General features: G+C 61.5%; 23 protein-coding genes. 12 read left to right on the top strand and 11 right to left on the bottom strand.

Going from position 1 to position 24,618, the window contains the following annotated elements:
* Positions 1 to 120 precede the first annotated feature (120 nt).
* The 6 genes from P3T25_RS03215 to P3T25_RS03240 all read left to right on the top strand — a co-directional run bounded on the left by P3T25_RS03215 (position 121) and on the right by P3T25_RS03240 (position 8,154).
* On the top strand, positions 121 to 1,044 hold the full coding sequence (locus P3T25_RS03215) for a LysR family transcriptional regulator (RefSeq protein ID WP_154564998.1): 924 nt from the start codon (positions 121 to 123) through the stop codon (positions 1,042 to 1,044).
* Between the two features lie 109 nt (positions 1,045 to 1,153).
* On the top strand, positions 1,154 to 1,381 hold the full coding sequence (locus P3T25_RS03220; RefSeq protein ID WP_154565000.1) for a hypothetical protein: 228 nt from the start codon (positions 1,154 to 1,156) through the stop codon (positions 1,379 to 1,381).
* A 46-nt stretch (positions 1,382 to 1,427) separates the two neighbouring features.
* On the top strand, positions 1,428 to 2,459 hold the full coding sequence (locus P3T25_RS03225; RefSeq protein ID WP_429357456.1) for a LuxR C-terminal-related transcriptional regulator: 1,032 nt from the start codon (positions 1,428 to 1,430) through the stop codon (positions 2,457 to 2,459).
* Between the two features lie 346 nt (positions 2,460 to 2,805).
* Positions 2,806 to 4,587: an adenylate/guanylate cyclase domain-containing protein gene (locus P3T25_RS03230; protein ID WP_429357457.1), complete on the top strand. Its 1,782-nt coding sequence runs from the start codon at positions 2,806 to 2,808 to the stop codon at positions 4,585 to 4,587.
* A gap of 51 nt (positions 4,588 to 4,638) precedes the next feature.
* Positions 4,639 to 5,871 carry a phosphatase PAP2 family protein gene (locus P3T25_RS03235; RefSeq protein WP_429357458.1) on the top strand — a complete coding sequence of 411 codons (1,233 nt, stop codon included), beginning with the start codon at positions 4,639 to 4,641 and terminating at the stop codon, positions 5,869 to 5,871.
* A 48-nt stretch (positions 5,872 to 5,919) separates the two neighbouring features.
* Positions 5,920 to 8,154: a S8 family serine peptidase gene (locus P3T25_RS03240; protein WP_429357459.1), complete on the top strand. Its 2,235-nt coding sequence runs from the start codon at positions 5,920 to 5,922 to the stop codon at positions 8,152 to 8,154.
* Between the two features lie 105 nt (positions 8,155 to 8,259).
* On the opposite strand, the gene P3T25_RS03245 is transcribed toward P3T25_RS03240, so the two are convergent.
* Positions 8,260 to 8,526 (bottom strand): hypothetical protein, encoded by a 267-nt coding sequence (locus P3T25_RS03245; RefSeq protein ID WP_154559715.1) that lies wholly within the window; start codon positions 8,524 to 8,526, stop codon positions 8,260 to 8,262.
* Between the two features lie 459 nt (positions 8,527 to 8,985).
* Between P3T25_RS03245 and P3T25_RS03250 the strand changes: the two genes are divergently transcribed.
* Positions 8,986 to 9,618, top strand: coding sequence for a superoxide dismutase (locus P3T25_RS03250; RefSeq protein WP_429357536.1), 633 nt, complete (start codon positions 8,986 to 8,988; stop codon positions 9,616 to 9,618).
* Positions 9,619 to 9,673: 55 nt separating this feature from the next.
* Positions 9,674 to 10,177: a DUF3455 domain-containing protein gene (locus tag P3T25_RS03255; RefSeq protein WP_266257717.1), complete on the top strand. Its 504-nt coding sequence runs from the start codon at positions 9,674 to 9,676 to the stop codon at positions 10,175 to 10,177.
* Between the two features lie 220 nt (positions 10,178 to 10,397).
* Here P3T25_RS03255 and P3T25_RS03260 read toward each other — a convergent pair whose 3' ends face one another.
* From P3T25_RS03260 to P3T25_RS03280, 5 genes are all read right to left on the bottom strand, one after another.
* The gene (locus tag P3T25_RS03260; RefSeq protein ID WP_429357460.1) at positions 10,398 to 11,360 is read right to left on the bottom strand and encodes an anti-sigma factor family protein; all 963 of its coding nucleotides are present in this window, start codon (positions 11,358 to 11,360) and stop codon (positions 10,398 to 10,400) included.
* A gap of 189 nt (positions 11,361 to 11,549) precedes the next feature.
* Positions 11,550 to 12,437, bottom strand: a complete 888-nt coding sequence (locus tag P3T25_RS03265; protein ID WP_429357461.1) for an anti-sigma factor family protein — start codon at positions 12,435 to 12,437, stop codon at positions 11,550 to 11,552.
* Positions 12,434 to 12,979: an RNA polymerase sigma factor gene (locus P3T25_RS03270; RefSeq protein WP_429357462.1), complete on the bottom strand. Its 546-nt coding sequence runs from the start codon at positions 12,977 to 12,979 to the stop codon at positions 12,434 to 12,436. The genes P3T25_RS03265 and P3T25_RS03270 overlap by 4 nt, the downstream gene beginning before the upstream one ends.
* Positions 12,980 to 13,173: 194 nt before the next feature.
* On the bottom strand, positions 13,174 to 14,247 hold the full coding sequence (locus P3T25_RS03275; RefSeq protein ID WP_429357463.1) for a catalase family peroxidase: 1,074 nt from the start codon (positions 14,245 to 14,247) through the stop codon (positions 13,174 to 13,176).
* Positions 14,248 to 14,447: 200 nt separating this feature from the next.
* Entirely contained in the window at positions 14,448 to 15,548 is a 1,101-nt protein-coding gene (locus tag P3T25_RS03280; protein WP_429357464.1) for a TIGR03118 family protein, read from the bottom strand.
* Positions 15,549 to 15,641: 93 nt separating this feature from the next.
* Here P3T25_RS03280 and P3T25_RS03285 point away from each other — a divergent pair, with 93 nt between their 5' ends.
* Both P3T25_RS03285 and P3T25_RS03290 read left to right on the top strand, forming a co-directional pair.
* Complete coding sequence (locus P3T25_RS03285; protein ID WP_429357465.1) at positions 15,642 to 16,316, top strand: universal stress protein; 675 nt, start codon at positions 15,642 to 15,644, stop codon at positions 16,314 to 16,316.
* 3 nt (positions 16,317 to 16,319) lie between these two features.
* Positions 16,320 to 16,565 carry a hypothetical protein gene (locus tag P3T25_RS03290; RefSeq protein WP_429357466.1) on the top strand — a complete coding sequence of 82 codons (246 nt, stop codon included), beginning with the start codon at positions 16,320 to 16,322 and terminating at the stop codon, positions 16,563 to 16,565.
* 528 nt (positions 16,566 to 17,093) lie between these two features.
* On the opposite strand, the gene P3T25_RS03295 is transcribed toward P3T25_RS03290, so the two are convergent.
* Both P3T25_RS03295 and P3T25_RS03300 read right to left on the bottom strand, forming a co-directional pair.
* The gene (locus P3T25_RS03295) at positions 17,094 to 18,137 is read right to left on the bottom strand and encodes a 2-dehydropantoate 2-reductase (protein WP_429357467.1); all 1,044 of its coding nucleotides are present in this window, start codon (positions 18,135 to 18,137) and stop codon (positions 17,094 to 17,096) included.
* A gap of 138 nt (positions 18,138 to 18,275) precedes the next feature.
* Complete coding sequence (locus P3T25_RS03300) at positions 18,276 to 19,043, bottom strand: class II aldolase/adducin family protein (RefSeq protein ID WP_266257726.1); 768 nt, start codon at positions 19,041 to 19,043, stop codon at positions 18,276 to 18,278.
* A 202-nt stretch (positions 19,044 to 19,245) separates the two neighbouring features.
* Between P3T25_RS03300 and P3T25_RS03305 the strand changes: the two genes are divergently transcribed.
* Entirely contained in the window at positions 19,246 to 19,950 is a 705-nt protein-coding gene (locus tag P3T25_RS03305) for a Crp/Fnr family transcriptional regulator (protein ID WP_429357468.1), read from the top strand.
* A gap of 66 nt (positions 19,951 to 20,016) precedes the next feature.
* On the opposite strand, the gene P3T25_RS03310 is transcribed toward P3T25_RS03305, so the two are convergent.
* The 3 genes from P3T25_RS03310 to P3T25_RS03320 form a co-directional block, all read right to left on the bottom strand.
* Positions 20,017 to 21,489, bottom strand: coding sequence for an MFS transporter (locus tag P3T25_RS03310; RefSeq protein WP_429357469.1), 1,473 nt, complete (start codon positions 21,487 to 21,489; stop codon positions 20,017 to 20,019).
* Positions 21,490 to 21,599: 110 nt separating this feature from the next.
* On the bottom strand, positions 21,600 to 22,205 hold the full coding sequence (locus tag P3T25_RS03315) for an FMN-dependent NADH-azoreductase (protein WP_429357470.1): 606 nt from the start codon (positions 22,203 to 22,205) through the stop codon (positions 21,600 to 21,602).
* Between the two features lie 219 nt (positions 22,206 to 22,424).
* Positions 22,425 to 23,183, bottom strand: a complete 759-nt coding sequence (locus P3T25_RS03320) for a TetR/AcrR family transcriptional regulator (RefSeq protein WP_429357471.1) — start codon at positions 23,181 to 23,183, stop codon at positions 22,425 to 22,427.
* A gap of 488 nt (positions 23,184 to 23,671) precedes the next feature.
* Here P3T25_RS03320 and P3T25_RS03325 point away from each other — a divergent pair, with 488 nt between their 5' ends.
* Complete coding sequence (locus P3T25_RS03325) at positions 23,672 to 24,460, top strand: enoyl-CoA hydratase/isomerase family protein (protein ID WP_429357472.1); 789 nt, start codon at positions 23,672 to 23,674, stop codon at positions 24,458 to 24,460.
* Positions 24,461 to 24,618 lie beyond the last annotated feature (158 nt).

The following is a 24,618-nucleotide window of genomic DNA, read 5'->3' on the forward strand; positions in this document are numbered from 1 at the left end:
CTTGGATATGCTTGAAAGGTATAATGGGTGCTGAAACAGAGTGTGAATGCAGAATAGTGGACGCCGGAAGGCCTCGTCCAACACTGATTTAGTATTGGTCTATATCTACAAGGTATTGAAATGGAGCTGCGCCATCTTCGCTATTTCGTCGCCGTAGCCGAGGAACGTAATTTCACGCGCGCGGCGCAGCGGCTGAACATGGCCCAACCGCCTTTGAGCCGTCAGATACAGCAACTTGAAGAGATTCTCGAGGTGCAGTTATTCCAGCGCGACTCGCGCCCGTTGAAGCTCACGGAGACGGGCAAGTTTTTCTATGCTCATGCCGTCCAGTTGCTGGCTCAGACGTCCGAACTCGAATCAATGACGCGGCGTGTGGGCAACATCGAGCGCAGCCTCTCTGTCGGTTTCGTGGGTTCGACGTTGTACGGCATGCTGCCAAAAATCATCCGGCGCTTTCGCGACGAGAACACGACCGTCGAACTCAGCCTCCATGAGATGTCGACGATGGACCAGATTCGCGCGCTGAAAGACGGCCAGATCGATGTCGGGTTCGGCCGTATCCGCCATGAGGACGCAAACATCCGCCGGGTGATTCTTCGCGAGGAGAAGATGATTGTTGCATTCCCGGAGGGCCATGCACTCTCATTGGGCAAGCCCGTCCTCGCGCTCAGCGACCTGATCAACGAGACGCTGATTATTTTCCCCAAGGCGCCGCGGCCCAGTTATGCAGACCAGGTGCTGTCGGCATTCGCAGACCGTGGTCTCAAGCCTCGCCGGATATATGAAGTACGGGAGTTGCAGATTGCGCTAGGCCTCGTCGCAGCGGGGGAAGGAATTGCTGTCGTTCCGAGTAGCGTGTATGGCCTGAAGCGAGACGACGTGAGTTACAAGGAACTGGACGACCCCACTCTGGTTTCCCCAATCATCATGAGCACGCGAATGCTCGACGAGTCGCGGGACCTTCGGGAACTGCTTGAACTCATCTATCGGTTGTACGAGGAGGAAAGGGTGCCTTACGCGCCCCGTAACGATGCCGGGCGGTGATACTCGCTTACTGTCCGACGCCATCAGTAGGAAACCTCCCAGGTAGCCTGAAACGATTGACCGGCGTGTACTAGAGTGTACTTACGACGCCTTCAACGGGGATTCTTCCATGGACACTCATTCGATTCTGGGCATGATTCACGCCGAAGAGGCTTTGCTGGTCTCCATCGTACGGTCGTTACCACCGGACATCAGACGCGCGGTCGCCAACGATTTTCATGAGCAGGTCGAACTCGCGGGGACTTCGCACCTGAATCCGACAACCGATCGGGAAGCGAGCGACGCGTTCAGGGCTCACATCAAAAGATTGTCGATCATGCTTGCCTCGCTGTCGTGAAGAGAGGTCGATCAGTCCGAGGCGCCACGTGTGGCGCGCACGGCTCATGCTGATTCTTTTCATTGCGCCCGCAGGTTTGTTTCGCGATGGCGTCGCACGTCTGCTCGGCGAGGTGGCCGACGGCGCCGAAGTGAAATGCGCCGACTACACGTCGAGCCCTATCGATAGCGGGCAAACGGTCGACGTACTCGTGCTCGACGGTGACTACCTGCCGGAGGCGCTCACTACCGCAAGCGCTTCTCATCGCGGTGCACCGAACGTGCCGGTGCTTGCGCTGCTGACCTCGGTCGATCCTCAGGCCGTCGAGCAATTCATCTCGGCAGGCGTTGCAGGTCACCTGGGTAAATCGGAGTCGAGCAATGCACTGGTCGATGCACTGCGCCTCCTCGTTGCCGGCGGGCGGTATCTGCCGTCGGCCATTCGCTGGTCGGCGGCCACCGCCGCTACCGCTTCCACCGACGCGCTGCAAAGGTCCGCCGTCGCGGCCGATCCCGATCCCCACTTTCTGACGCCTCGCCAACTGCAGGTGCTGGCGCTCGCGGCGCGCGGCGATTCGAACAAGTCAATCGCGCGACAGTTGAACATTACGGAAGGCACCGTAAAAGTGCACTTATATACGGTGTACAAAGCACTCAAGGTCGGAAGTCGGGGGCAGGCGAGCGTTGCCGCGGCGCGGTTGCAGAAGGTCGGCGATGTGCAACTTCACCAGGCGCTGGACGGCCAGCTTTCGATCAGTCGGCTGCTGACTTATACGACGCCCACCCGTTTTCAATCCGGCCACGTCCTCTTTCACAAAGATGACCGAAGCGATGCGCTTTACTACGTGGTGCACGGAACGGTCATGCTCGAGGAGATCGGCATCGAGGTGGGGCAGGGCACGATACTGGGCGAAATCGGGCTCTTCTCTCCGGACCATCGGCGCACGTGCACGGCGCGTTGCAAGAGCGAATGCGAGTTGCTGGTGGTCTCGTCGACCGACGCGATGCGACTTTATTACCAGGACCCGGAATTCGCCACCTATCTGATCCACTTGATTACCCGCCGATTGGAGGCAGATAAGCTGCGCACGAGGCATTAATTGCGACTGTCGAACGTTTATTGCAGACACGGTATTTCAGTGTGCTTCGGCTTTGTCCGATATCGACTGACATAAAGCGGATGGCGGGTGAAAAAAGCCGTTTTTCCAATGTTTTTTTGACCTATAACACATACAAATCGCCAGTCTCCTGAAGACATCGGCCACGCGTTCGCGTCGCTCCGTCAGGCGGCGAGATTCACCATTTCGAGCATTTCGGCTCAACGCTGAAAAGTTGTGCTTGCGTGGGCGCAGCTCTTCCGACGTGACATTTGAAAGAATGCGCAGGGACAGTTAAGTCCGTTGCGTATAAGACCCCTGCACGCAAAAAATGGCTTGAATAAAAGTGATGGCAGATTTCCCCCGTTCGCCGGATGGACTGGTTTGTGTCGTTCGCGCCGTACTGTTTATGGATCTCGTTGAGTCCTGCAGGCTGATGCAGGATAACGAGGTCGAAGCAGCGCGGCGCTGGCGCGCGTTCAAGGCGCAGATCGAGAATGAGTTTGTGCCTGCGCATGGCGGCCGCCTGATCAGAACTGAGGGCGACGGACTCATGGTCACGTTCGTGCGCCTGCAGGATGGACTCGCCGCGACCTTCGCGATCCAGCGCGCGTCGCGCGAGGTCAACGCAGGCGAGCCGGCGAGCAAGCACATGCTCTTGCGGATGGGCTTGCACATCACGGAGTTGTACGAAGACGAGCGTGACGTGTACGGTCGCGGCGTCAACCTGGCTGCGCGCCTCTACACGCTGGCGGGGCCGGGAGAGATCGTGGTGTCCGCGCAGGTACGGGATCAGCTTACTTCCGAACTGGACGCGGAAATCGACGACCTCGGCGAATGCCATCTGAAGCATTTCGAGCATCCGGTGCACGCCTATCGGATCGGTCCGCCCGGTCCACGTCCGCTGATCGAGCGTGGTGCCGCTTTTTTGCCGGAGCTGCGGCCCACCATTGCGGTGATTCCGTTCGTCTTGCGTGGCGGCGACGTCGAACAGCAGATGCTCGGCGAAGTGCTCGCCGACGAGATCATTTCCTCCTTGTCTCGCACGGCCGAGCTTCTGGTGATCTCGCGTTTGTCCACGACCGCGTTTCGCGAGCGCGGCGCGTCGCTCGACGAAATCAGCAGATTTCTCGGCGCGCGTTACGTACTGTCGGGCGCATATCGCATGTCGGGCGATCAGTTCGTGCTCGTCGCCGAGCTCGCCGAGGCCAAATCGCGTCACATTTTGTGGACTGAGAGCATCAGAGGCCGCACTTCCGAGATCATGCTCGGCGAAGACGAGCTGATCGGCCGGGTGGTCGGCGGGGTCAGCAATGCGATCATCAATCGCGAACTGCATCGGGCACGATCGCAGGCGTTGCCCACGCTCGAAATCTCGACACTGCTGATGAGCGCCATCGTGCTGATGCACCGCGGCGTGGCGGACGACTTCAACCGTGCGCGGGACATGCTGGACGTGGTGATCGAACGCGCGGGCAGACAGGCATTGCCGCATGCGTGGCTCGCCAAGTGGCATGTCTTGCGCTTCAATCGCGGCTGGACCGATGACCGCAGCGGCGAAGCAAATGTGGCGCTCGAATGCACGCGACACGCGCTCGACGCCGATCCTGAGTGTTCGCTCGCCTTGACCATCGACGGATTCGTGCACACGAATCTGCTCAAGCAGCTCGATGTCGCGCAGCAGCGCTACGCGCTCGCGCTCTCCGTCAATCCCAACGATTCGCTTGCCTGGCTGCTCAAAGGCACGCTGCACGCATTCGAAGGCGAGGGCGAGGAGGCTGTCGACGCAACCGAGCGTGCCCTCAGGCTTTCGCCGCTCGATCCCTTGCGCTATTTCTACGAGTCGCTAGGTGCAACGGCCGCGCTGTCCGCTGGCCGCTACGAACGCGCGGTGGAACTGGCGCAACGGTCCCTGCGGGTGAACCGTACCAACACGTCCACGTTACGCGCGCTGGCGATCGCGCAGTCGCTGCTCGGCAACGTCGAGGCGGCGCGTTTGACGGTCGGCGAAGTGCTGGCCATCGAGCCGGGGCTGACGGTGCAACGTTATCTCGAGCGCTCGCCTAGCGGCGCATACAAGACCGGCAAGATCTGGTCGGAGGCACTCCGCCAGGCGGGATTGCCTGCCTAGATAGAAGAAGCAATGAATGCAGTGCTGGATCCCTGAGAGAGGAGACATATCGTGAGCGGACTTGGCGGTGCGGGTGGTGCCGGTGGTGCGGGCGGTGCTGGTGGCGCGGGCGTTCCGCCCGGCGGTGGCGGGGCGGGTGGCGTCTATGATGCGGGCGGCGGCAGTTCGGGCGACCCGCGGCTTCTCGCGGAAGCGCTGATGGGACACCACGACGGGATAGTGGGCAGTTGGCGGACTCCGGAGCTGGTGACGCTCAACAAAGATAATCAGAAACTGCAGGATCTCACCACACCGCAGCCGCCTGCGCTCGACGATCCCGCTCAACTGTGGCGATGGGAACCTTGGGTGCGCGCGACGGTGTTCGATTTCGAACTGCTGACCAGTCTGAAGTTTTCGTTTCCCGACCCTTACACCGCCATGCTGTCTCATCGGGCCGCGTCAGGCGGCGCGGACGTGAAAGTCGTCTCTTTGAGCCGCCCGGACGTGGCCGTTTTCACGAAACAACTCGACTGGCTGGACTTCTATTCGGACCTGCGCGAGGACCGCGCCGCTGAGATACTGTGTCAGATGGGCCCACAAGTGGCATTCTGGAGCACCCTCATCTATCTGCACCCGAGCCGCACGCCGAAGACGCTCGAACTGCTCGATGCCGCCGTGCGATTCGCGATCTTCGTGGAAATTCGCTTCAAGCATGCGATCGCGGCGCAAAGGGCCATCGAGTATTCGACCCAGGTGCAGCCGATGATCCAGACGCCGGGGCATGGCTCGCTACCGAGCGGCCATTCGACTCAGGCGTTTATTATCGCGGTAGTGCTGTGCGCATTGTTCAATGCGCAGCCCAACTCCGTATTCCGTCAGCAGGCGATGAGGCAGGCGTACCGCGTCGCGGTGAATCGAACGGTGGCGGGTGTGCATTTTCCGATCGACAGCATTGCGGGGCACGTGCTCGGTACTTCACTCGGGGAATACTTTGTCGCGCGGTGCAAGCCGAAGCTTGGCGGCAACGGCATGATTACTCCGCGCTATTTCAAGGGCAACGGTATCAACGCCAACGGTCCGCACGGCAATCCGGATTTCGATTATCACGAGCCGCTGAGCGACGCTGATGTCGCTGCCTATATCCTGAACAATCCGGCCATGACCGCGCCCCAGGTGCGGGCCTACTTCTCGTTCATCGACTGGGACGCTGCGCAAACGGCCGTGGATGGATCCGACATTCTGTGGTGGCTATGGAACCAAGCGGCGAGCGAGTGGACGGGTAAGAGTCTCCAGAACACGCGCTAGCCGTAAGCGTGTCGATGCGTGCAGAAAGGGTGGCATACGAGGTGGCATATGAGCTGGCAATCTTTGGCGGGCGGCGGCGCGTGGAGCGGTCTCAACTGGATCGGACGCGCCGCTAACAGCACCCGCGCCGACCCCTATCTGGCGTGGGCGGACACAACGGCGTTTGCTCACCTCGGTGGGCAACCCACCGGTTGGGTGCGCGTCATCCTCGAACTGGAAGCGCACTGGCCAGTGGCGGGCGCTCCGCCCCTTACCGCGCAGACGTTCGCGGAGAGTCTGGAAAACGCGAATGCCGCGTGGAAGTCTTGGATTCAAGTATCGACTGTCTATCGCTTTCCGCCGCATGATCTGGAAGCGTCGCGCTTCCTGACTGCGATCGTGACAAAGCAGTTCTTCACCGAAATCGATGGCGCCATGAAGGGTGTCGTGAAGCGCTTTGAACTCGGGATGCCGATCGCTCCTGGCGACGCGGTGCAGTCTGTGGCTCCTGGTTCCGAAGCGTCCATGCCGGGAACGCCGCCCATCTTCGGTCCCGTCGTTCAACCGGGCGCAGTGGCCACTGACGCGCCGCACGCCGTCTTCATGGGTGTCATGGACGACGGTCTGGCGTTCGCTCACGAACGCTTTCGTTCCGTCGCCGATATTCCGTTGACCCGCATCGAATACTTCTGGAATCAGGATGACGCGGCGGCGGCGCCGCTTGGCGTGCACTACGGGCGTGAGCTAGCCGGCGCCGACATAAACGGCTTGCTCAATCAGTGCGTGACCAAAGGACTCGTGGATGAAGACGCCGTGTATCGGCTCAACGGTTACGTCGGCGCGCGCAAACGCTGGGCGCACGGCACCGAGGTGATGGATCTCGCGTGCGGCGTGAGGCACAACAAAATCGAGGCCGCCGCGTTGACCCTGGAAGGCGAGCGGACGGGAACGGTTCAACCGCCGCGTATCCTGTGCGTCCAGTTCAGGACGGCAGGGCGAACGATTCGCGACACGTCCGGGCTCTGGTTCGCCGTTCATGCACTCGACGCGATCCGCTACCTCCTGCGTCGCGCCGACGATCTTGCCGAAGGCGCGGGGTACTCGGTTGTACTCAACCTGAGCTACGGCTATATGGCGGGTCCGCACGACGGCAGTTCGATCATTGAAAGCGCGATGGACGAACTGATCGGCCTGCATCGCGATCTATCCATCGTCGTCCCCGCGGGAAACAGCAACATGCTGCGCTGTCACGCGGATCTCTCGATTGGGAAAGGAAGGTCGAGCCCGATCAAGTGGCGCGTCCTGCCCGACTGCGCCACGCCTGGTTTTCTGGAGATATGGTTGCCGAAGGATGTCGATGCATCCAACCTGACCGTTCAGATCACGCCGCCCGGGGGAGACAAGAGCCCCGCGTTTCCCGTCGAGAATCTCTACACGTGGCAACCGGGGCGCAATGTGCTGTGCACGGCGGTCTATCTGGATCGCGTCGCGACGGGGGACTGCAAGATGATCCTGATCGCACTCGCCCCTACGACGATGAATCAGCCTCAGCGCGATCCGGCGCCGGCGGGCAACTGGACCGTGACGCTGACGAACGGGTCGAGTGACGATCTGGAGATTCACGCGTGGGTGCAGCGCAATGAAACGGCCTACGGCTATCCACTGCGAGGGCGCCAGTCGCGCTTCGAGGATCTGGCGTACAAGCGGTTTGTTTTTGGAGCCCACGTGCGGGACTTCGACGAAGGCAATCCGTCGACGTGGATCAAGCGTGGCGGCACGTTGAGTTCCATCGCGACCGGCGAGCACACCGTCGTAGTCGGTGCCTATCGCAGGACTGACGGACGCGCTGCGACATACTCATCGACCGGACCTTCTCTTCTGGCGACGCAGCGATCCGGTCCGGACGCGGCTGCGGTCAGCGAAGACTCCGTCGCATGCGCAGGCGTGCTGGCCGCGAGTACGCACAGTGGCTGCCTCGTTGCGTTGAGCGGAACCAGCGCCGCGGCGCCGCAGGTGGCCCGCTTGCTGGCGCGGCAAAAAATCATCGAGTACGCGAATGGATTGCAGCCCAATACGTTCACGCCTCAGCCTTCCGCTCGCGTGTGGATCGAAACCGAGGCGAATTCCCTCGATCCAGATCAGGTCGCGGCGGTCCCTCACCTGGTAGGCCCATGCTTCGGCACGTTGAACCCACCGCCGGTACCGATCGGTCAACATGCCTATGTGCCGCGTCTGCTTGAGATTCGGGCTGGCTCCGGCAGGTTGCCTTCGCCGCGCTGGAAGAAAAGAGGTATCAAGCTGTAGCGAGGCCATAGCGCGAGGAGGACCGAGTCTTGTTCACCCCGGCCTCCGTCGTGCGTCACCTGCGTCACGTGCACCCACTGCCGCGCTCCGGAGCGGACCGAAAGATCATTGACCTCCCTTGAAAAGCTGCTGGAGCCTTGCCGCTTCTCCGTTGTGCTGCGAGCGCACGAGGTCCTGATAGACATCGGCACGGGTTTTGCCTTGTTGAATCGCGGCGCCGCCCGACATCGAGTTGGTGGACATGTCTGACCCTTGCGAACTGTTCAGGATTTCGGTTGCCGTCGGCGGCTGTTGCGCAGTGGTTTCCTGCGCGTTTGCCTGCCATGAGCACGCGCAGAGCACGCCGCTGACCAGTAAAAGTGCTGTCTTCATTTTGACTCTCCTTTCGAAATGGCGGCGCATGCGCCCGCTGCGCCGAACCGAAGCGCCGATGTGCGCCGTGTCCAGGGAGAAAGCGGGTCGCTCCGTGGAACGGAGTGAGTGCGATCGGGCGAGGTTGCAGAGACGCTTAGGTTGATTGCAGTATGTGTGTCGGGCGCGGGCTCGGCTATATGGCATTGGTGATAGACGAGGAGGGGCGCGAGGAGCAGAACGCGAGGCTTTCCGCGCGCGGGGAGATTTCGAAGCGACGTGGAATAGATCGCAATGACGAGCTGTTGTATGAGCAGCCCGGGTGAACCGGTCGCCCACACAACAACAGGTTCGGACATGCTCAATACCCTCATTTCCCGGCGGCGTCTGATGGCAGCGGGGTCCATGGCCTCATTCAGCGTGCTGTTTTCGAAGCTTGCCTACGGCGCGGCCGCCGGCGACGCCGAGCCCGCCGCAAGCATGGCAACGAGCGTCGTTCCGGCATTTCTCGGCTCGTCGCCGCAAACCCTGCCGCCGCTGTCATGGGCCGACAATGCACTTGAACCGACCATTTCGGCGCGCACCATCGGCATACATCATGGCAAGCACCACCGGGCCTATTTCGACAATCTGCACAAGCTCCTTGCCGGCACGCCGCTCGAACAGGCATCGCTCGAGCAGATCATCATGCAGTCGCATGACCAGCCCGCGCTCGCAGACGTCTTCAACAACGCCGCGCAAGCATGGAACCACAACTTCTACTGGAACTCGTTGAGTCCAGCGCCGAGCGCGCCGAGCGAGAAGCTTCAGGCGGCGATCGCCCGTAAGTTCGGTTCCGTCGATGCACTCGCGAAGGCGCTCGTCGCGACTTCGGCATCGCAGTTCGGCAGTGGCTGGGGATGGCTCGTGCTCGATCGCGGAGAACTCGCGGTCGTCAAGACGAGCAACGCGGAAACGCCGTTTACGCGCGGACTCGTGCCGCTGCTAACCGTCGATGTATGGGAGCACGCGTACTACCTGGACTATCAGAATCGTCGACCGGACTATCTGGTCGCGACGGTCTCGCGTCACCTGAACTGGGCGTTCGCCTCAGCCAATCTTGACCGTGTCTGACAAGTCGCGGGGCAGTTTCACGCTTTCATCGTATCGGGTCAAAAGGAGCATCGCCATGGTTCGCTTGCCACGCAGGATACGCCATTCAATCAGCGCCGTATGGCTGTTGGCAGTAATCGGCACGCCGGCCGGCGCTGCGCCGATCGACCCGCCCGATGCACGAGCGCTCTTGAGCGCGGCCGCATCCGGCGTCCAGATTTATTCCTGCGAATACGATGCAAACCACACGCTCGGCTGGGTGTTCCGCAGTCCGCGCGCCACGTTGTTCGATACGGCCGGGATCGCCGTGATCGAGCATTCGGCGGGCCCCTCCTGGGAAGCCCGCGACGGTAGCCGGATCGTGGGCCATGTCCTCGCGCAGATGCCAAGCGAAACGCAGAACGGCGTGCCACAGCTCCTGCTGGAAACACGCTCGACGGGCGCGAAGGGAATGTTGAGCGAGGTGCGCTACGTGCAACGCACGATGACCGCAGGCGGCGCCAAGCCGACAGCACCTTGCACCGTCGAACATGCGGCAGGCAGCTCGCCGTACATCGCCACCTATACATTTTTCAAGTAGTAAGCGGCAGCGGATGGTACCCCTTGAGTCCCATGACTAGTCAGCGCAGCCAGCAAAACGATACCCAGGGTCCATGCCCGCAGTCGATAAGTCATGTGCTTTGCTCGCAGGTTGACGATGCCGGTCAACGCCGGTCTCTTCAACACAACAGCGAAGCGCCCGAATTACTCCGTGGCTGAAAGAACGGCGCATCGAGGACAGCGAGCGAAAAGGGCGCAGGCTAGGTCCCGAAGAGCTGCGCGGTGCGGCGGGTGGAAATGCTGTTGCCCAGCGCATTCAGATCGAGACCGCGGGGCGGCCCGATCAGTGCGTAGCCGAGTTCGGACTGACGCCAGGTGACGACGGTCATCGACGCAACCTGCCGCGTTGCCGTGCCCGCGTCGGGCTTGGCTTCCTTCATCACGCACAAGGCGACGGGCGCGCCCTGTTTGGGCAGATAGACGATCTGAATGAGCGGCTTGTCGTTGAAACGCAGGCGCTGCACGCGCTTGAACGTGAGGCCGTAAACGCTCAGGTCCGGAATGCGAATGGCGAGGCCGTCGTCGTCGCGAATCTGCGCGGTGGTTTTCGCCACCAACGCGGGGTCGGCTTCGACATTCGCGAGCGTGTCGCGAGAATAGAGTTGTTGATAGCCGGCGGCGGCCATGATCCAGGGCGACACCCCCGTTCCCACCGACGCCACTGACGCCACCGACGCCACCGATGCGCCGACCGTGGACGCAGACCCGGTGCCGCTTCCGAGGCGCAGCACGAACCCACAGGTGAACGCCCCCGCGACGAACGCGACGGCGAGCCACGCGGGCGCGATGCGCAAGCGCGAGCGGATCGTCGCTGACGCCTCGGCGCCGGCAAGATGCGGCACGGCGGCATCGTTGGCGCTCGCATCGCGCCCGGCCGGCGCGACCGCGTCTTGCCGGCCCGGCGCTTCGTTCCGAGCGGGATCTTGCGCAGATTGTTGTGCCGCGCGTGCCATCCCGGCAATCCGCGCCCTCAGGCTTTCGGGCACCGGCGGCAGAGCCTGCTGCGCGAACGCTTCCGCGTAGGGCAGACGCGACGCCCTGAGCCTCTCGACGCGTAGCATGGCGTCGGCTGAGTCGTTCAGCGCGCGCTCCACGGCTTCGCGTGCATGGGCGGGCAGTGTGCCGTCCACGTAGGCCATCAGTTCGATGTCGTCCGGATTCATAAGGCCTGTCTTCGCTCTTCGCGGAATGGGACGCCTCGCCCAAACCTGCATGACGCCATAGGGGCTAATGACACAACACCCGTGGGCCGGCATTATTCCATCGGACTCTCAAGATTCTGTTCGAGCCTGCGTGAGCGTGTTCGCCACTGCCCGATGCGTCGCTTTCGCGCGACGCGTTCGGGCATGCCGTCATCCGGAGGTGGCGGGCGCGATCGGCGAGGCATCGCTGAAAAGCGGAGCCATGTCGAGATTGGAGATCCGCTTGCCGAGCGCGCCGAGATCGACGTCGCCCGATTTCCCGATCAGCGCATAGCTCAACTCCGCTTGCCGCCACGTCGCGACGTCCATTGCATCGACCGTCTTCGTCGCGACCGGCTGGTCCGGTTTCGAGTCTTTCATCACGCACAGCGCAATGGGTGGGCCACTTTTTGGCAGATAGACAATCTGCACGAGTGGCTTGTTGTTGAAGCGCAGGCGTTGCACCGACTTGAACGTCAGCCCGGCGCTTGTCAGGTCCGGAACGCGCAGGGCGAGCCGGTCGTCGCTGCGAATATCCCTGACGGCCTTTGCGGCGGCCTCCGGATCTTCCTGCGTGTACGCGACGGTATCGCGCGTGTACAGCTTCTGATAACCGACCGCCGCCGCCACCCACGGCGACACGTCGGCGTTGGCGGTCATCTGCGCGCCGCCGCTTGCAAGCGGGCCGAGCCGCACGAACAGGCCGCAGGCGAAAGCGCCGGCTACGCAAGCGGCGGCAAGCCAGACCGGCATGGCGCGCAGGCGCGAGCGCACGGGTTCGGAGGGCGCTTTTTCGCCGGGAGGCAGGACCGGGTCGTTCGATTCCTGGGCGCGATGCGCGCGGACCATCTCGTCGACCTTGAGCTTCAGCGAATCGGGCACCGGCGGGAGCTTCTGCTGTGCGAAGGCGCTCTCGAAATCAAGCCGCGAAGCGCGCAATAGCGCGACTTTTGCCCTTGCTTCGGCGGACTCGCGCAGTTGCGCTTCGACCGCGCTGCGATCCTCGGGCGACAGGCCGCCATCCACATAAGCGAGAAGTTGAGCGTCGTCAGCCATCATGCGATTGAATCCTTTTGTATCTTCGCGGGCCGCACTTTCGGCATCTCGCCGCCAAGCAGCGCGCCGACCGCCTGGCGGGCGCGCGACAGGCGGCTCATGACCGTGCCGATGGGCACCTCGAGCACGTCGGCGGCTTGCTGATAGCTCAGGCCTTCCACGGCGACGAGCAGCATCACGACGCGCTGCGCTTCCGGCAAGCGCTCGACGGCCTCGATGATCTGGCCGTGCATCAATTGCGTTTCGGGACCCCTGTCGACGGGGTCGGGAAGATTTTCGAGGAAGTCGTCGTCCCAATCGAAACTGGACCGTTTACGCACGCTGCGGGCGCGCAGTTCGTTGATCCAGGTCGAATGGACGATCGAGAACATCCAGCTCAACGGAGCCGTGTCGGGCTGAAGCTGATGGGCGCGTTCGAGCCCGCGCAGGCAGGCGCGTTGCACGAGATCCTCCGCATCATGCTGGTCCCCCGACAGGCGAAGCGCGAACGCCCACAAGCGCGGCAGCATTTCGGGAAGCATGCCTGGTAAATCTGCACCGTTCATTGAACGAAAATCTCCCATGTTCCCCGAGACGCGTTCGAAAGCACTGCGAGCACGTCAACCTCGCACCAATATTTGGACTATCGTTCGCCACCGTTTTTTCGCCACGAAGTTCGAACAGTCTAGTTTAACTTGAGACTGAACAATGCGTGAAAGTGGTCCTTGCTGCATCGACGAAGGTCTCGATGCCGTTCTTTCTAGCGGCGACGCGTACCGGCCCCTACCTCTTCGCGCGTTCGCCGGTCGAACGAAACCGCGTAGCCGGCCGAGCGTGCGGCGAGCAGCGGATCGCCTGAGGGTGCGATGCCATAGGGGAGGATCAGCGGATCGAAATTGATGTCCCGGCAGGCGCCGTCGATCTGGCTCTCGGCGCGCTCGATCACAATCGTGCCGGCGTCCACCCGATGCAATTCGCGCTCGGGCGGCCATGCGCGCGTCGCGTCGTCGACCGGATCCCCCGGGCCTGCCGGCGTCAGCATCAGGTGCCAGGAAACGGGGCCGGTCTGCAGACGGAGGTCGAGATCGCGCGCGAGAAAGTCGGGATCGCGCGCCGGGTTAGTACGTTCGTTCGAAGGCGCATAGGGTGTGTCTGGAACGACACTCCAGCGGACGAAACGCGTGTTGCCATTGGCATCGACGAAACGGAACGCGTCGATGCCGAAGTAACTTGCGTTATAGAAAGCCGAGGAAGGCGGATGGGTATCGACCCACGCGCGAAAGGCCGTCGTTTCGGGGTGCTGCGAAAAAAAGGCGCTCAATTTCGCGGGATCTGGCAGGCCGCTCCGCGCATCCGGGCGCAGCGCCACCAGTTGCTCGTACAGCGCCTGTGGCGTGGCGACCTGGAAGATCGGCACGGAGTTCATTGCGGTGCGCCATTGTTCTCCGTTGCGCAGCGAGAAGAGCAGTGCAAAGCTGCGCACGGACGCGTTAGCGTCGTCCTGGGCGGGATTGCCGCCCGGTGCGGAGAGGCGGCCGATCACGGGGGTGCGGCCGCGCTCGAACACACGCGCGCGCGAAAGTGCGGCGCCGCTTCCGTTGCTGTCGAAATAGCCGCTTACGCAGACTCCCTTGGCATGATTGCGGCGAAAGCCGGCGTGCCTGCCCATGCTGTTCTCGAAGGCGTCGATCATCCGGGCGGGCGTCAGTGCGGGCTTGCTGCCCGGCCACTGAATCCAGTCCGCGGCCCACGCGAACGCTCCTGCGACAGCCGCAATGACGATCACGATGAGGGCGTATCGGAGAACAAGCCACGATGGCTGGGGGCGGGACATGATGCAGCGTGAAAGCGAAACGCGCCGATCCAGAAAGTTGACGAGTATAGAGCAGGGTACGTTTCGCTGCTTGGCTGCCCAATGGAATCTATTCGCCGTGAACCGCGGATCTTGTCACCTCGTCACGGAATAAAACGGCTTCAATGAGAAGATCGCGGCTGAGGTCGGCGTTCAGGGCGCCCGCCGCCTCTGCCAGTTCGCTATTGGGTGACGTCGATCCGACCATAGACACCAGTCGTCGGTGTCGGGCCGGCAGCGAAGAACAAGGTATTGAGCGGCTGATTGGCAGCGTTGTTGCCGAACGAGATGCCCCAGATACCCGGCTGTTTGAATGTCGATCCGTCCGATTGCGTCATGGCGCCGATGAACGAACCGGAATTGGGATCGAACGCGTCGATGGTGCCATCGCCAAAATTCCCGACCAACAGATCATTGCTCAGTGCACCGAAATTAGCCGGCGCCACCGCAAGACCCCAGGGTGAATTCAGCGATCCGCCCTGGGCAATGCGCTTCGTGAGGTGCCCGGCCGTATCGAACGCGTCGACGGCGCCGTTGCCCGGGCCGTTCACCTGCGTGTGTCCATCGGGACCGAGCTTCGCAAACGTCACATATACGGTTGTACCGACCACACGTATTCCGAAAGGGGACAAGCCGGCAGGCAGGCTGGGATCCTTGAATTGCCCGTCGAGTTGCAGCTTGTTGAACGACTTGTCGAACACATCGACCTTGCCGTTATGGAAGTCCGCCGCGTAGAGCAGGTTCTGACCGGCATTCGTGCCGATGGCGAGGCCCTTGTAGACCGCGCCGCCAGAGCCGTCGTCGTGCGCGTTGACCGCTTGCGTCGGCAATACCTTCGGTGACCAGGCGGCGATCGTGCCCGCGTCGGTGGCCCAGAGAAAGACCGCGTTGCTTGTGACGCCGTTTTCGCTAATTTCGAAGTCGGTGCTGCTATTGAACACGATGCCCGTCGGACCGGCAGCTTGCCCACTTGCCGCGGGCGGGATCGTTACGACGAGCGACTGCACGACGCCATTGCCGTCATAGAGAGTCGACTTTTTCGTATTGTTGTCGGATACCCACATGACGCCGGTTGGGTTGAAGGCGATGCCCCAGCCGTTCTTGAGATTAGCGTCCGTGTTCGGCGCGGTCACACTGCCGTCGGAAACCAGCATGGTGGCCTTGAAAGGCCCAGTGACCGGGGCCGGCGGCGTGGAATTGTCGCTGCCGCCACCGCAAGCGGTGAGCGTTGCCGTGCAAGCGGCGAATGACCAGGCAATAAAAGTCTTTTGACGCAGTTTCATTTTCGCGGATTCCTCTTGTGTTCGGAGTGGCGCCCGCCGCAATCGTCTCTCTCCACCTGCGATGCACGCGAACGAACGATCCGGGCGCGCGCAATGGAAGGGGCGTGCAACCAGGGAACAGGAATTCCACGGATTGAATTGCTCGATCCCGTTGGCTCTGAATCGTCCTTCTCCGAACGCCTGGGCTTGCGTTTTTATTCCGCGACGGAAAACAGTCTCAAGCGACAAGAAACCTGCGTTGTTCTGGAATATCTCATCGGTCAACGGTGTTGTGGAAAAGGCAGAACCGCCGCAACGCCATTCATCGCCCGATTCGAGGACCCCATGCCTGACCACTACAATCTGCTCGTCTACTACGACGGATCGCCTGAATCCAGATCGGCCTTACTGCGCGTGACCCGTTTGGGATATGCGTTGACCGCTACAGTTCATGTCCTCTCTGTTGTGGATATTGGCTCGGCTGTCGGCTGCAGTGTTGGGTACCTATCGGACATGGCGTGTTTGCAAATGGAAGGCGCGGCGAAGCAGGTCCTGAAGGAAGCGCTGGACCATCTGAGAGCGAGCGGAACGGTTGCGCGCGGATATGTTGCAGCAGGTAACGTGGTCGATAGCATGGCCAGGTACGCAGGCTTGCTCAACGCGGACCTGCTTGTGCTGGGTCACCGCAATCCGCGCGGACTGGCAAGATGGTGGAGCCAGCCATCCAACCACGCGGAACTGGTGAAACGCGCCGCAGGGCGTGCTGTTATTACGGTGCCGTTAGATTAGATGATGGCGCTACGGATATACACGCCGTTGTCCGGCGGGTCGAACATCTCGCCGACCGAAGTCGAACATGCCCTTACTGTTCATCGCGGCGTGAGCGAGGCAGCGATTGTCGGTGTGCCAGATGCCGGCTACTACCATGCGAGCAAGTACGCGCTTGACCTTGCGCACAAACAGCTTGCTGCCATGTTCGAGGATTTTGATGAGTGGGAGACGCTCTCACGAAGTACTGCGTTTGACGAGGCGGGGTAGGTTCCCATGACGATGAGCAAGCTGAAGCGTCTGGTCGAGCTGCTCGCCGGTATCTCCACTACACCCCATCGCTGCCATACCGCAGCGGTGCGTTCTTCAGCACGAGCGCCATCGGTGTTTTTCAGGCGTGCATCGAAAGTGTTTCGACGCGATCTGATAAGCCGCTGAGCCCACGCACCGCCTGACAACCAGCGAAACTAAGGCGCGGATGCCGGCTCGGCGCTTCCAGCCTTTTGAGGCACGGCTTTCTGGTTCGTGTTTTTGTGGTGAGGTTTCTTGCCTGCGCTATGAGCCTTTTGTTCGGCTTTCCGTTGCGTGTCCTGCATCTGCTTCGTCCCGGGAGTGCCTGTCTGTGCCACGACTTCCGGAGCAAATGCGAATGACACGGCAAGACTTGCAGCGACTGCCAGCGAAACCGCGTAACGACTTTCCATGATTCTCTCCCAAGTCAGACGCCGGGGGCGTGACCAAGACATCAATCTACTCCATTGATGGCATGGCCGCGACCTGATGCGCGTGCGCCGGCGTTCAGATTTTTGCGGGCAATGGCAACGTGGTATGCGCTGCGGCCCGCATCTCAGCCAGCAATGCTTCGCCTGACCATGAAGGGCGCACGTTGGCTTGCTCGGCTTCACGCACGAGTTCGCATAGCCGCGCGTTGACCGGTGCCGTTTGCCCAAGGCGTTGGGCGAGACGCACGACCTCGCCGTTGATCCAGTCGATTTCCGTGGCGCGCCCGGCCGCCAGGTCGTCGGACATCGACGAGCGCGCGAGCGGATCGATCATCAGCATCGTGCGGCCCAGCCGTTCGAACAACGCATCGGGTACGCTGAGAACACGCGGTATCCAGGTGGCTGGAAGCGGCGTCACTCTGGCCGGCCGTATGCCGTCCCGTTTCAGAAGCGCGAGCGCTTCTTTCTGCGCCATCGCGAGGCAAAGCCGGTAAGCGCGTTGCGAGAGTTCCTCCTTCAAAGGCCGGTTCGCCAGCGCGTTGATGGCATTGTTGAGATTGAGCAACAGCTTCGCCCACTGCACCGGCAACATGTCGGCGTGCTGGATCAGCGGCAGACCCGCTCTCCTGAATTCTTCGACGAACGGTTGCATGGCCGGCGCATGCCTGATCTCCAGTTCTCCCGCTGAACCTTGATGAAACGCACCCGGGCCGCGTTCGACAACATTGAATGGCACCATCCCTTCCAGCACCGTGTGCTGCGGCAGCGCGGCGCGCAGCACGTCCGCATTGCCAATGCCGTTCTGGAAGCTTACGACGATCGTACCGGGGCGCAGCACGTTCGCCAGTTCGGCCGCGGCCGTGGGCGTCGCGGCAGACTTGACGGTGACGAGCACGAGATCGGCTGCGGCGGCGCTGGCCGCGTCCGTCGATACGTCGATGCGTTCCGATGGGGCATGCCAGCGGCTCTCGTCGTGCCGCGACAGCGTGATGCCTTGATTGCGCAACTGGTCGGCCACGCGTGCACGTCCAATGAAACTGACGTCGCTCCCTCCGGCAAGAAGCCGTCCGCCGACATAGCAACCGATCGAGCCGGCACCGTAGATAAAGACCTTTGCCATACAGGTTCTCACGTGACCTACCAGGTTACATCCGCGTTGCGTTAAATCGGCAAACGCGGTCTATGACGCGTAATACATGCTTACGCTGTTTGCCCGGCATAGGCCATCGTGTGCCGGACATCTTGCGAACGGACTGCGCTAGTCGGCATATCCGGGGTTGCGGCGATCGAGCCGACGCAGCAGCCCAGGCCACACCAGCGCTCCGGGCGTGAGGCCCCGCGTCGCCATCCGGATCTGGTCCTTGATGCCGGCGAGAATCGGCTGCGGGATGGGCGTGAGCTTGCCGCCACCTGACTGGGCGCGCACCTGAATCATGCAGGCCGCTTCAAAGAAGTACATGGCGACGAAGGCGTCCGCCGGCGCCGCGCCAACCGTCAGCAGGCCGTGGTTGCGCAGCATCAGATAAGTGTTGCTTCCGAGGTCCTGAACGAGACGAGGCTTCTCGGCTTCATTGAGCGCGATGCCTTCGTAGTCGTGGTAGCCGAGCGATGCCAGCACACCCAGTGACTGCTGGGAGAGCGGCAGCAATCCCGCCTCCTGCGCCGACACGGCAACGCCGTTGACCGAGTGAGTGTGCATCACGCAATGGGCGTCTTCGCGTGCCGCATGCACGGCGCTATGGATCGTAAAGCCGGCCGGATTGACGTCATACGGCGATTCGGCAACCTTGCGGCCGTCGAGGCCGATCTTGACCAGCGAAGAGGCGGTGATTTCGTCGAACATCATCCCGTAGGGGTTGATCAGGAAATGGTGTTCGGGGCCCGGCACGCGCGCCGAGATATGGGTAAACACCAGATCGTCCCACCCAAACAGCGCCGTGAGACGGTACGCGGCCGCGAGATTGACTCGCGCTTCCCATTCGGCAGGTGAAACGTCGTTCTTCAGACTGACAGCAGATGAGGCCACGTCGACACTCCTTATTCGATGGTTCAAGCAATGGGACAACCTGGAATAACCCGGAACAACACTGAATAGCGCCCTGCGAAATCGCTCATTTTGCGCCCGCGACGCTGCAGGGCCCAAAGTCATTGCGTCGTCAGATGCGAATCCACATGATGTTCGCGAACCCGCCTAAAATCTGTCGGATACCCGACAGGTCGACGCGCCAATGGAATCCAGCCTGCACCGCTACCGGTCACAACTCGAAACGACCCCATGGTTCCGGGGCCTGCCTGTCGAGTTGCGGGACGATCTGATCAGCCATGCCAGCCTGCTCACGCTGGAAAAGGGCCAATTCCTGTATCGGCGAGGTGAACAGTCTTATGGCCTGTACGCCGTGCTGGGCGGCGCGCTCGCTATCGGCACAGTCGGAATGGATGGGAAAGAGGCGTTGCTCGCGGTGCTCGGACCGACTGCATGGGTGGGGGAGATCTCGATGTTCGATGGGCTGCCGCGGCCGAACGACGCCACGGCCGTCAGCAGGACGTTGTTGCTGCACGTGCCCGGGGCCGCGCTGCAGAACCTGCTCGATGCCACGCCCCGTTATTGGCGAGATTTTGCGTTGCTGATGGCGCAAAGACTTCGGGTTTCATTCGAGAATGCCGAAGCGATGACCCTGTTGCCCGCGGCACAGCGCGTGGCCAACCGTTTGCTGATGATCGCCGGAGGTTATGGCGGTCTCAATGCCTCGCAGAGCAGGATAAGGGTCTCGCAAGACAGCCTGGCTTCGATGGTGTCGCTGTCGCGACAGACCACGAATCAGTTGCTCAGGAACCTCGAAAGTCAACGCATAGTGAGCCTGAAATCCGGGGAAATCACCATTCTCGATTTCGACCGATTGCGCGCGGCCAGTCTCGGCGATCCCAATTCGTAACTGTTACGACGGTTCGTGGTGGCGTGGGTGAGCGTGCTGCTTATGAATGCGCTTTTGTCACCGTCGTCACGAGGTCGCGGCGGTTTCTTCTTTTGCGGCCACCGGACTTCTTTTGTCCTGTTCGCCGGCACCACCCGGCTGCCCAGGACGCAACAACAAACCGCCCAGCACGCCGGCCGCCGCCGCGAGGATGGCACCGAACAGAAACGCCACGTGGTAGCCGCTATTGAGCGCCGCCACGGCGTTTTCAGAAGCCTGCATCGCGTCGCTGCGCGCGGCCGCGAGACTTGCGAGCACCGCGAGTCCAAGTGCACCGCCCATCATCAACGACGTATTGACGATGCCGGACGCGAGGCCCGAGTCGCTCGGATCGACGTCGCTCATGGCGGCCAGCAGCAGCGCATTGAATGCAATGCCCGCGCCGAAACCGAACAGGATCATGCCGGGCAGCACGTCGAGTACAAAGCTGCCATTAACCGGTGCGCGAGCGAATAGCGCGAGGCCGCAAGCCGCACAGAGCAGCCCGGCGGCAAGCGGCACGCGCAGACCGAAGCGCATCACGGCGCGCGCCGACAGGCTCAGCGAACAGAACGCCATGATCAGACTGGCCGGCAAAAACGCGAGCCCGACCTGCAAGGGCCGGTAGCCGAGCACGCGCTGCAGATACAACGCGGAGATGAAGAACCACGCGAACATCGCCGCCGCCCACAGCACACCGACCACATTGGCGGTTGCGACATTGCGCAGGCGGAACAGACCGAGTGGCATCAACGGATGCTGCACGCGCGCTTCGATCACGAGAAATACGGCCAGCAGCGCGAGCGCGGCGAACAGCAGGCCAAGCGTTTGCGCCGAGGTCCAGCCTGCCTCGTTGCCATTCACTACCGCGTACACGGCCAGCATCAGCGAAGCGGTGACTGTGGCCGCACCGGCCACGTCGAGCCGTTCGCCATGAGCATGACCGCGTGCCGATGGCAGGAGCGCCACGCACAGCGCGTAGACGGCGATGCCAATCGGCAAGTTGACGAGAAAGATCCAGTGCCAGCTCAGCAGGTTGGTCAGCAGACCGCCGAGCAACACGCCGATGCTGCCGCCGCCCGCGCAGACGAAACCGTAGATACCCATCGCTTTCGCCCGTTCGCCCGCTTCGGTGAACAGATTCATGATCAGCGACAGCGAAACAGCGGAGACGACTGCGCCGCCCAAACCCTGCACGGCACGCGCGCACACCAGCAGGATTTGCGAATTCGCCAGGCCGCATGCGAGCGATGCCAGCGTGAACAGCGTGATACCGCCGAGGAACAGCTTGCGATGGCCGTAGAGATCGCCCAGCCGTCCGCCCAGCAGCAGGCAGCCGCCGAAGGTGAGCATGTACGCGTTGACCACCCACACCAGCGAGGTTTCGCTAAAGCCGAGGTCCGCGGCGATCGACGGCAAGGCAACGTTCACGATCGTCGTATCGAGCACGATCATGAGCACGCCGAGGCACAGAACGATCAGCGCCAGCCAGCGTTTGTTGCCGTGGATGGAATGGGTCATGCAGGGGTTCCTTTTTGCGTTGGTCGATCGGGCGCAAGCGGATGCCGGACGCGCCATCACTCGGCGCGATTCGGAAACCCGGTTGGCAACCCGTGGATGGCGGTGCTATCTCACGCGGCGAGCGCGGCGGTCGCTTTCTTCGCCGAGGCGATGGCCCCACTGCGTGTCTCTTCACCCATCGCCACGCCTTCTGCGCGAATGAAGGTGATATCCGTAATGCCCAGGAAGCCGAACGCGGCCTTCAGATAGGTTTCCTGATGATCGAAGAAGGCGACGGGCGAGCCTTCGCTGTAAACGCCGCCGCGCGACGAGGCGATGACCAACTTCTTGCCGCCGGCCAGTCCGACCGGGCCGTGCTCACCGTAGCTGAACGTCTTCCCGGCGACCGAGATGCGGTCGATCCAGGCCTTCAGTTGAGAGGGCACGCCAAAGTTGTACATCGGCGAGCCGATAACCACGATATCGGCGGCGAGGAACTCCTCGAGCGCGACCTGTCCCAGGGCGACGTCGGCCTTCAATGCCTCGTCGACCGGAGCACCTTGCGCGGCCGCGAGGTGCGCTGCCGTCAGATGGCCGATCGGCGTGGCGGCCAGGTCGAGACGAGTGACGGTAAGGTCGGAATGGCGGGCCCGGAAAGTCGCGACGACTTCCGCTGACAGATCGCGGCTGACGGAGCCTTGTCCGAGGATGCTGGAATCTACGTGTAGCAGTTTCATGAAAATGATCTCCGAAGTGGCAGACGATGCGTCTGCCGGAAACCCGCACGATAGGCTCCGACCTGCAATCTGGATAGCCTATATTTTCAGATGAAACCCATCGCTTTAGTAGATATGTTCCTGGCGGAGTAGAGGAGGATCAGTTTAAGGCGCGAACGACTCGCGGATGCGCGAGTCGTTGCTGGCGAGAGGGATAACCCGGCAGTAGCGCGGGATACTTTAACTGCTCTTCACGCGCGCGGATGCGCGGGGCCGGCTACCTGACTTGACCGAACGTGATTCGGCCTTATCCGCACATGGCGTCTCCGCTTGTTTGCTGAAGACGAGTGTCTCGACCATCTGCCAATACGCATCAACAACCGCTGGATCGGACGCAGAGACATTGCTGGTGGCCAGCATTTCCGGGCCGAATCCGGAAAGCGTCGATGTCAGGCTGATCATGAGGTAGTGCAGGAGGATCGGTTCGACCTTGGGCAAGGTGTTTTCATCCTGCGCCGCGCGAATCTGTGGAATGAGCCAGTTGATCAACGGCTTGAGCACTGTGTCGGCGAGCCACTGCAAACGCGGGCTGTACACGAGGAACTCTTGCAGCATGAAGCGGTGAAACTGGGGAAAATCAACCGTGAACCGGAACAACGAGCGATACACGAGTTTTACCCGGTCCGCCGCCATGGCAGGGGGCGTATCCGTCAGATTGGTGTCCCACTCCTGGCGAATGCGTTCGAACACAAACTCCGCCACCGCCTGCCAGAGAACGTCTTTGGACCGGTAGTGGTAGGTGATCAGCGGATGTTGCAAGCCGATGCGATCCGCGATGCTACGAATACTCGCAGCCTCAAAGCCCTTCGTGGCGAATTCGGCAAGTGCCGCGTTCAGGATCGCGGCGCGGGTTTCCTGCGCCCGCTGCTGCTCTGCACGTTTGAGTTCGGTTGGTCTGCTTTTGTTACCAACGTTCTTGGAACCTGCGCTGTCCGCCATTTGGTTTCTCGATTGGGAAATTCGTTATTGCGTTGCTTCTGTGCTCCGGTGCCTTCCGCCTTCAGACAGACTAACGCCGGGTAGGCTCAGCAGGCCGCGACCGTCAACGAAGGCAGGCTTCGCAACGGTATCACACACTCACCGCCGAAGCCTGACCGCGCTGAACCCGTTGAGCACAGTCGATTTGGCCGGCACAGTAACACACTATTTAACGACCGCCGGCCTGATGCGCCGACAACTTCGAGCGAGGCAAGGCATGCCGTTGGGCCGGCAGAAATCACGAGACTAAAGAGGCCCCTAATCGTCAGACAAAAATTGCGTCGCGCATGCCGCAGGCTCGGTCGATCCGCTGCTCCTTGCCGCTCAATTTCCTTTTAAATTGACATATCGTAAAGTATAATGAAGATGACTTGACTGGTCCAGGTATTCTGACCGGCCGACGACAGAACTGAATCCGACTACAGATGTAATTCACGGATCAAGGACAGATGGAAAGCAAAATCACGCTGACATCAAGTGACGACATCGCCTTCGTTACGCTGGTGAACGAAGCACGCGCGAACTCGATCGACAAGGCGTTCTGCGATGAACTGCTGGGCGTCCTCCGCGAGGTTGAGGGGTCGTCGAAGCATCGTGCAGTGATACTTCAAGCCAAGGGCAGGATATTTTCAGCCGGCGGAGAGCTTCGCCAGATCTTCGACGGACTGCAGCGTTCCGATTCCTACCTCGAATCGTTAATTACCGCACTGCACGCCACGATTGTGGCGATGCGGCGCTTGCCGATACCTGTGATCGCTAGCGTTCAAGGGGCGGCAGCAGGTGCGGGCTTTTCGCTGGCAATGGCGTGCGACCTGGTGGTCGCGTCGAGCACTGCGCGCTTTGTCGTCGGCTACGCCAAGCTGGGAACATCCAGCGACGGTGGCCTGTCGTTTCATCTGGCGCGTCGATTGGGAGCGGCGAGGGCATTGGAGATTCTGTTGACGCGCGACTCATTGAGTGCGGACGAGGCTGGACAGTTAGGGCTCGTCCAGAGCATTGCCGAACCCGCTTCCTTGCAGGACACTACGCTGGCGCTCGCGCGGAAAGTCATCGATGTACCCGTGGCAGCGGTCAGAGAAATGAAATCGCTTGTTGGGATGGTGGCCGAAGATAACCTTGAGCGCCATCTTGAACAGGAAAAACATGCTTTCCTGCGATGCGCGTCGACGAAAGCGTTTTCCGAACGAGTCGCACAATTCATCGCAAACTCTGAATCGCCCAGAAGGGCATCGACCTGAAGATAAAAATCTCGTCTCAGGGAAGGTCCGCAAAAGTCCTGAACTGAGATACTGTTATCTCGTGCGGTCCGTACATCCCCATCTCCTCTGCCAGTTGGCGTCCTCGTAAAGTCGCTACTGCGCGACGTCGCCATCGATTCCCGATCTGATCGGCTGCC

Origin of the sequence: Paraburkholderia sp. GAS32 (assembly GCF_050434225.1) — a bacterium.
Lineage (GTDB): Bacteria > Pseudomonadota > Gammaproteobacteria > Burkholderiales > Burkholderiaceae > Paraburkholderia > Paraburkholderia madseniana.

Excerpts from the sequence above, each read along its gene's own strand:
- P3T25_RS03265 (WP_429357461.1), bottom strand. The coding sequence starts at position 12,437 with ATGATGGCTGACGACGCTCAACTTCTCGCTTATGTGGATGGCGGCCTG.
- P3T25_RS03215 (WP_154564998.1), top strand. The coding sequence starts at position 121 with ATGGAGCTGCGCCATCTTCGCTATTTCGTCGCCGTAGCCGAGGAACGT.
- P3T25_RS03240 (WP_429357459.1), top strand. The coding sequence starts at position 5,920 with ATGAGCTGGCAATCTTTGGCGGGCGGCGGCGCGTGGAGCGGTCTCAAC.
- P3T25_RS03320 (WP_429357471.1), bottom strand. The coding sequence starts at position 23,183 with ATGGCGGACAGCGCAGGTTCCAAGAACGTTGGTAACAAAAGCAGACCA.
- P3T25_RS03245 (WP_154559715.1), bottom strand. The coding sequence starts at position 8,526 with ATGAAGACAGCACTTTTACTGGTCAGCGGCGTGCTCTGCGCGTGCTCA.
- P3T25_RS03325 (WP_429357472.1), top strand. The coding sequence starts at position 23,672 with ATGGAAAGCAAAATCACGCTGACATCAAGTGACGACATCGCCTTCGTT.
- P3T25_RS03285 (WP_429357465.1), top strand. The coding sequence starts at position 15,642 with ATGGAAGGGGCGTGCAACCAGGGAACAGGAATTCCACGGATTGAATTG.
- P3T25_RS03255 (WP_266257717.1), top strand. The coding sequence starts at position 9,674 with ATGGTTCGCTTGCCACGCAGGATACGCCATTCAATCAGCGCCGTATGG.
- P3T25_RS03225 (WP_429357456.1), top strand. The coding sequence starts at position 1,428 with ATGCTGATTCTTTTCATTGCGCCCGCAGGTTTGTTTCGCGATGGCGTC.
- P3T25_RS03305 (WP_429357468.1), top strand. The coding sequence starts at position 19,246 with ATGGAATCCAGCCTGCACCGCTACCGGTCACAACTCGAAACGACCCCA.
- P3T25_RS03295 (WP_429357467.1), bottom strand. The coding sequence starts at position 18,137 with ATGGCAAAGGTCTTTATCTACGGTGCCGGCTCGATCGGTTGCTATGTC.
- P3T25_RS03260 (WP_429357460.1), bottom strand. The coding sequence starts at position 11,360 with ATGAATCCGGACGACATCGAACTGATGGCCTACGTGGACGGCACACTG.
- P3T25_RS03230 (WP_429357457.1), top strand. The coding sequence starts at position 2,806 with ATGGCAGATTTCCCCCGTTCGCCGGATGGACTGGTTTGTGTCGTTCGC.
- P3T25_RS03290 (WP_429357466.1), top strand. The coding sequence starts at position 16,320 with ATGGCGCTACGGATATACACGCCGTTGTCCGGCGGGTCGAACATCTCG.
- P3T25_RS03220 (WP_154565000.1), top strand. The coding sequence starts at position 1,154 with ATGGACACTCATTCGATTCTGGGCATGATTCACGCCGAAGAGGCTTTG.
- P3T25_RS03280 (WP_429357464.1), bottom strand. The coding sequence starts at position 15,548 with ATGAAACTGCGTCAAAAGACTTTTATTGCCTGGTCATTCGCCGCTTGC.
- P3T25_RS03310 (WP_429357469.1), bottom strand. The coding sequence starts at position 21,489 with ATGACCCATTCCATCCACGGCAACAAACGCTGGCTGGCGCTGATCGTT.
- P3T25_RS03275 (WP_429357463.1), bottom strand. The coding sequence starts at position 14,247 with ATGTCCCGCCCCCAGCCATCGTGGCTTGTTCTCCGATACGCCCTCATC.
- P3T25_RS03270 (WP_429357462.1), bottom strand. The coding sequence starts at position 12,979 with ATGAACGGTGCAGATTTACCAGGCATGCTTCCCGAAATGCTGCCGCGC.
- P3T25_RS03250 (WP_429357536.1), top strand. The coding sequence starts at position 8,986 with ATGGCAACGAGCGTCGTTCCGGCATTTCTCGGCTCGTCGCCGCAAACC.
- P3T25_RS03315 (WP_429357470.1), bottom strand. The coding sequence starts at position 22,205 with ATGAAACTGCTACACGTAGATTCCAGCATCCTCGGACAAGGCTCCGTC.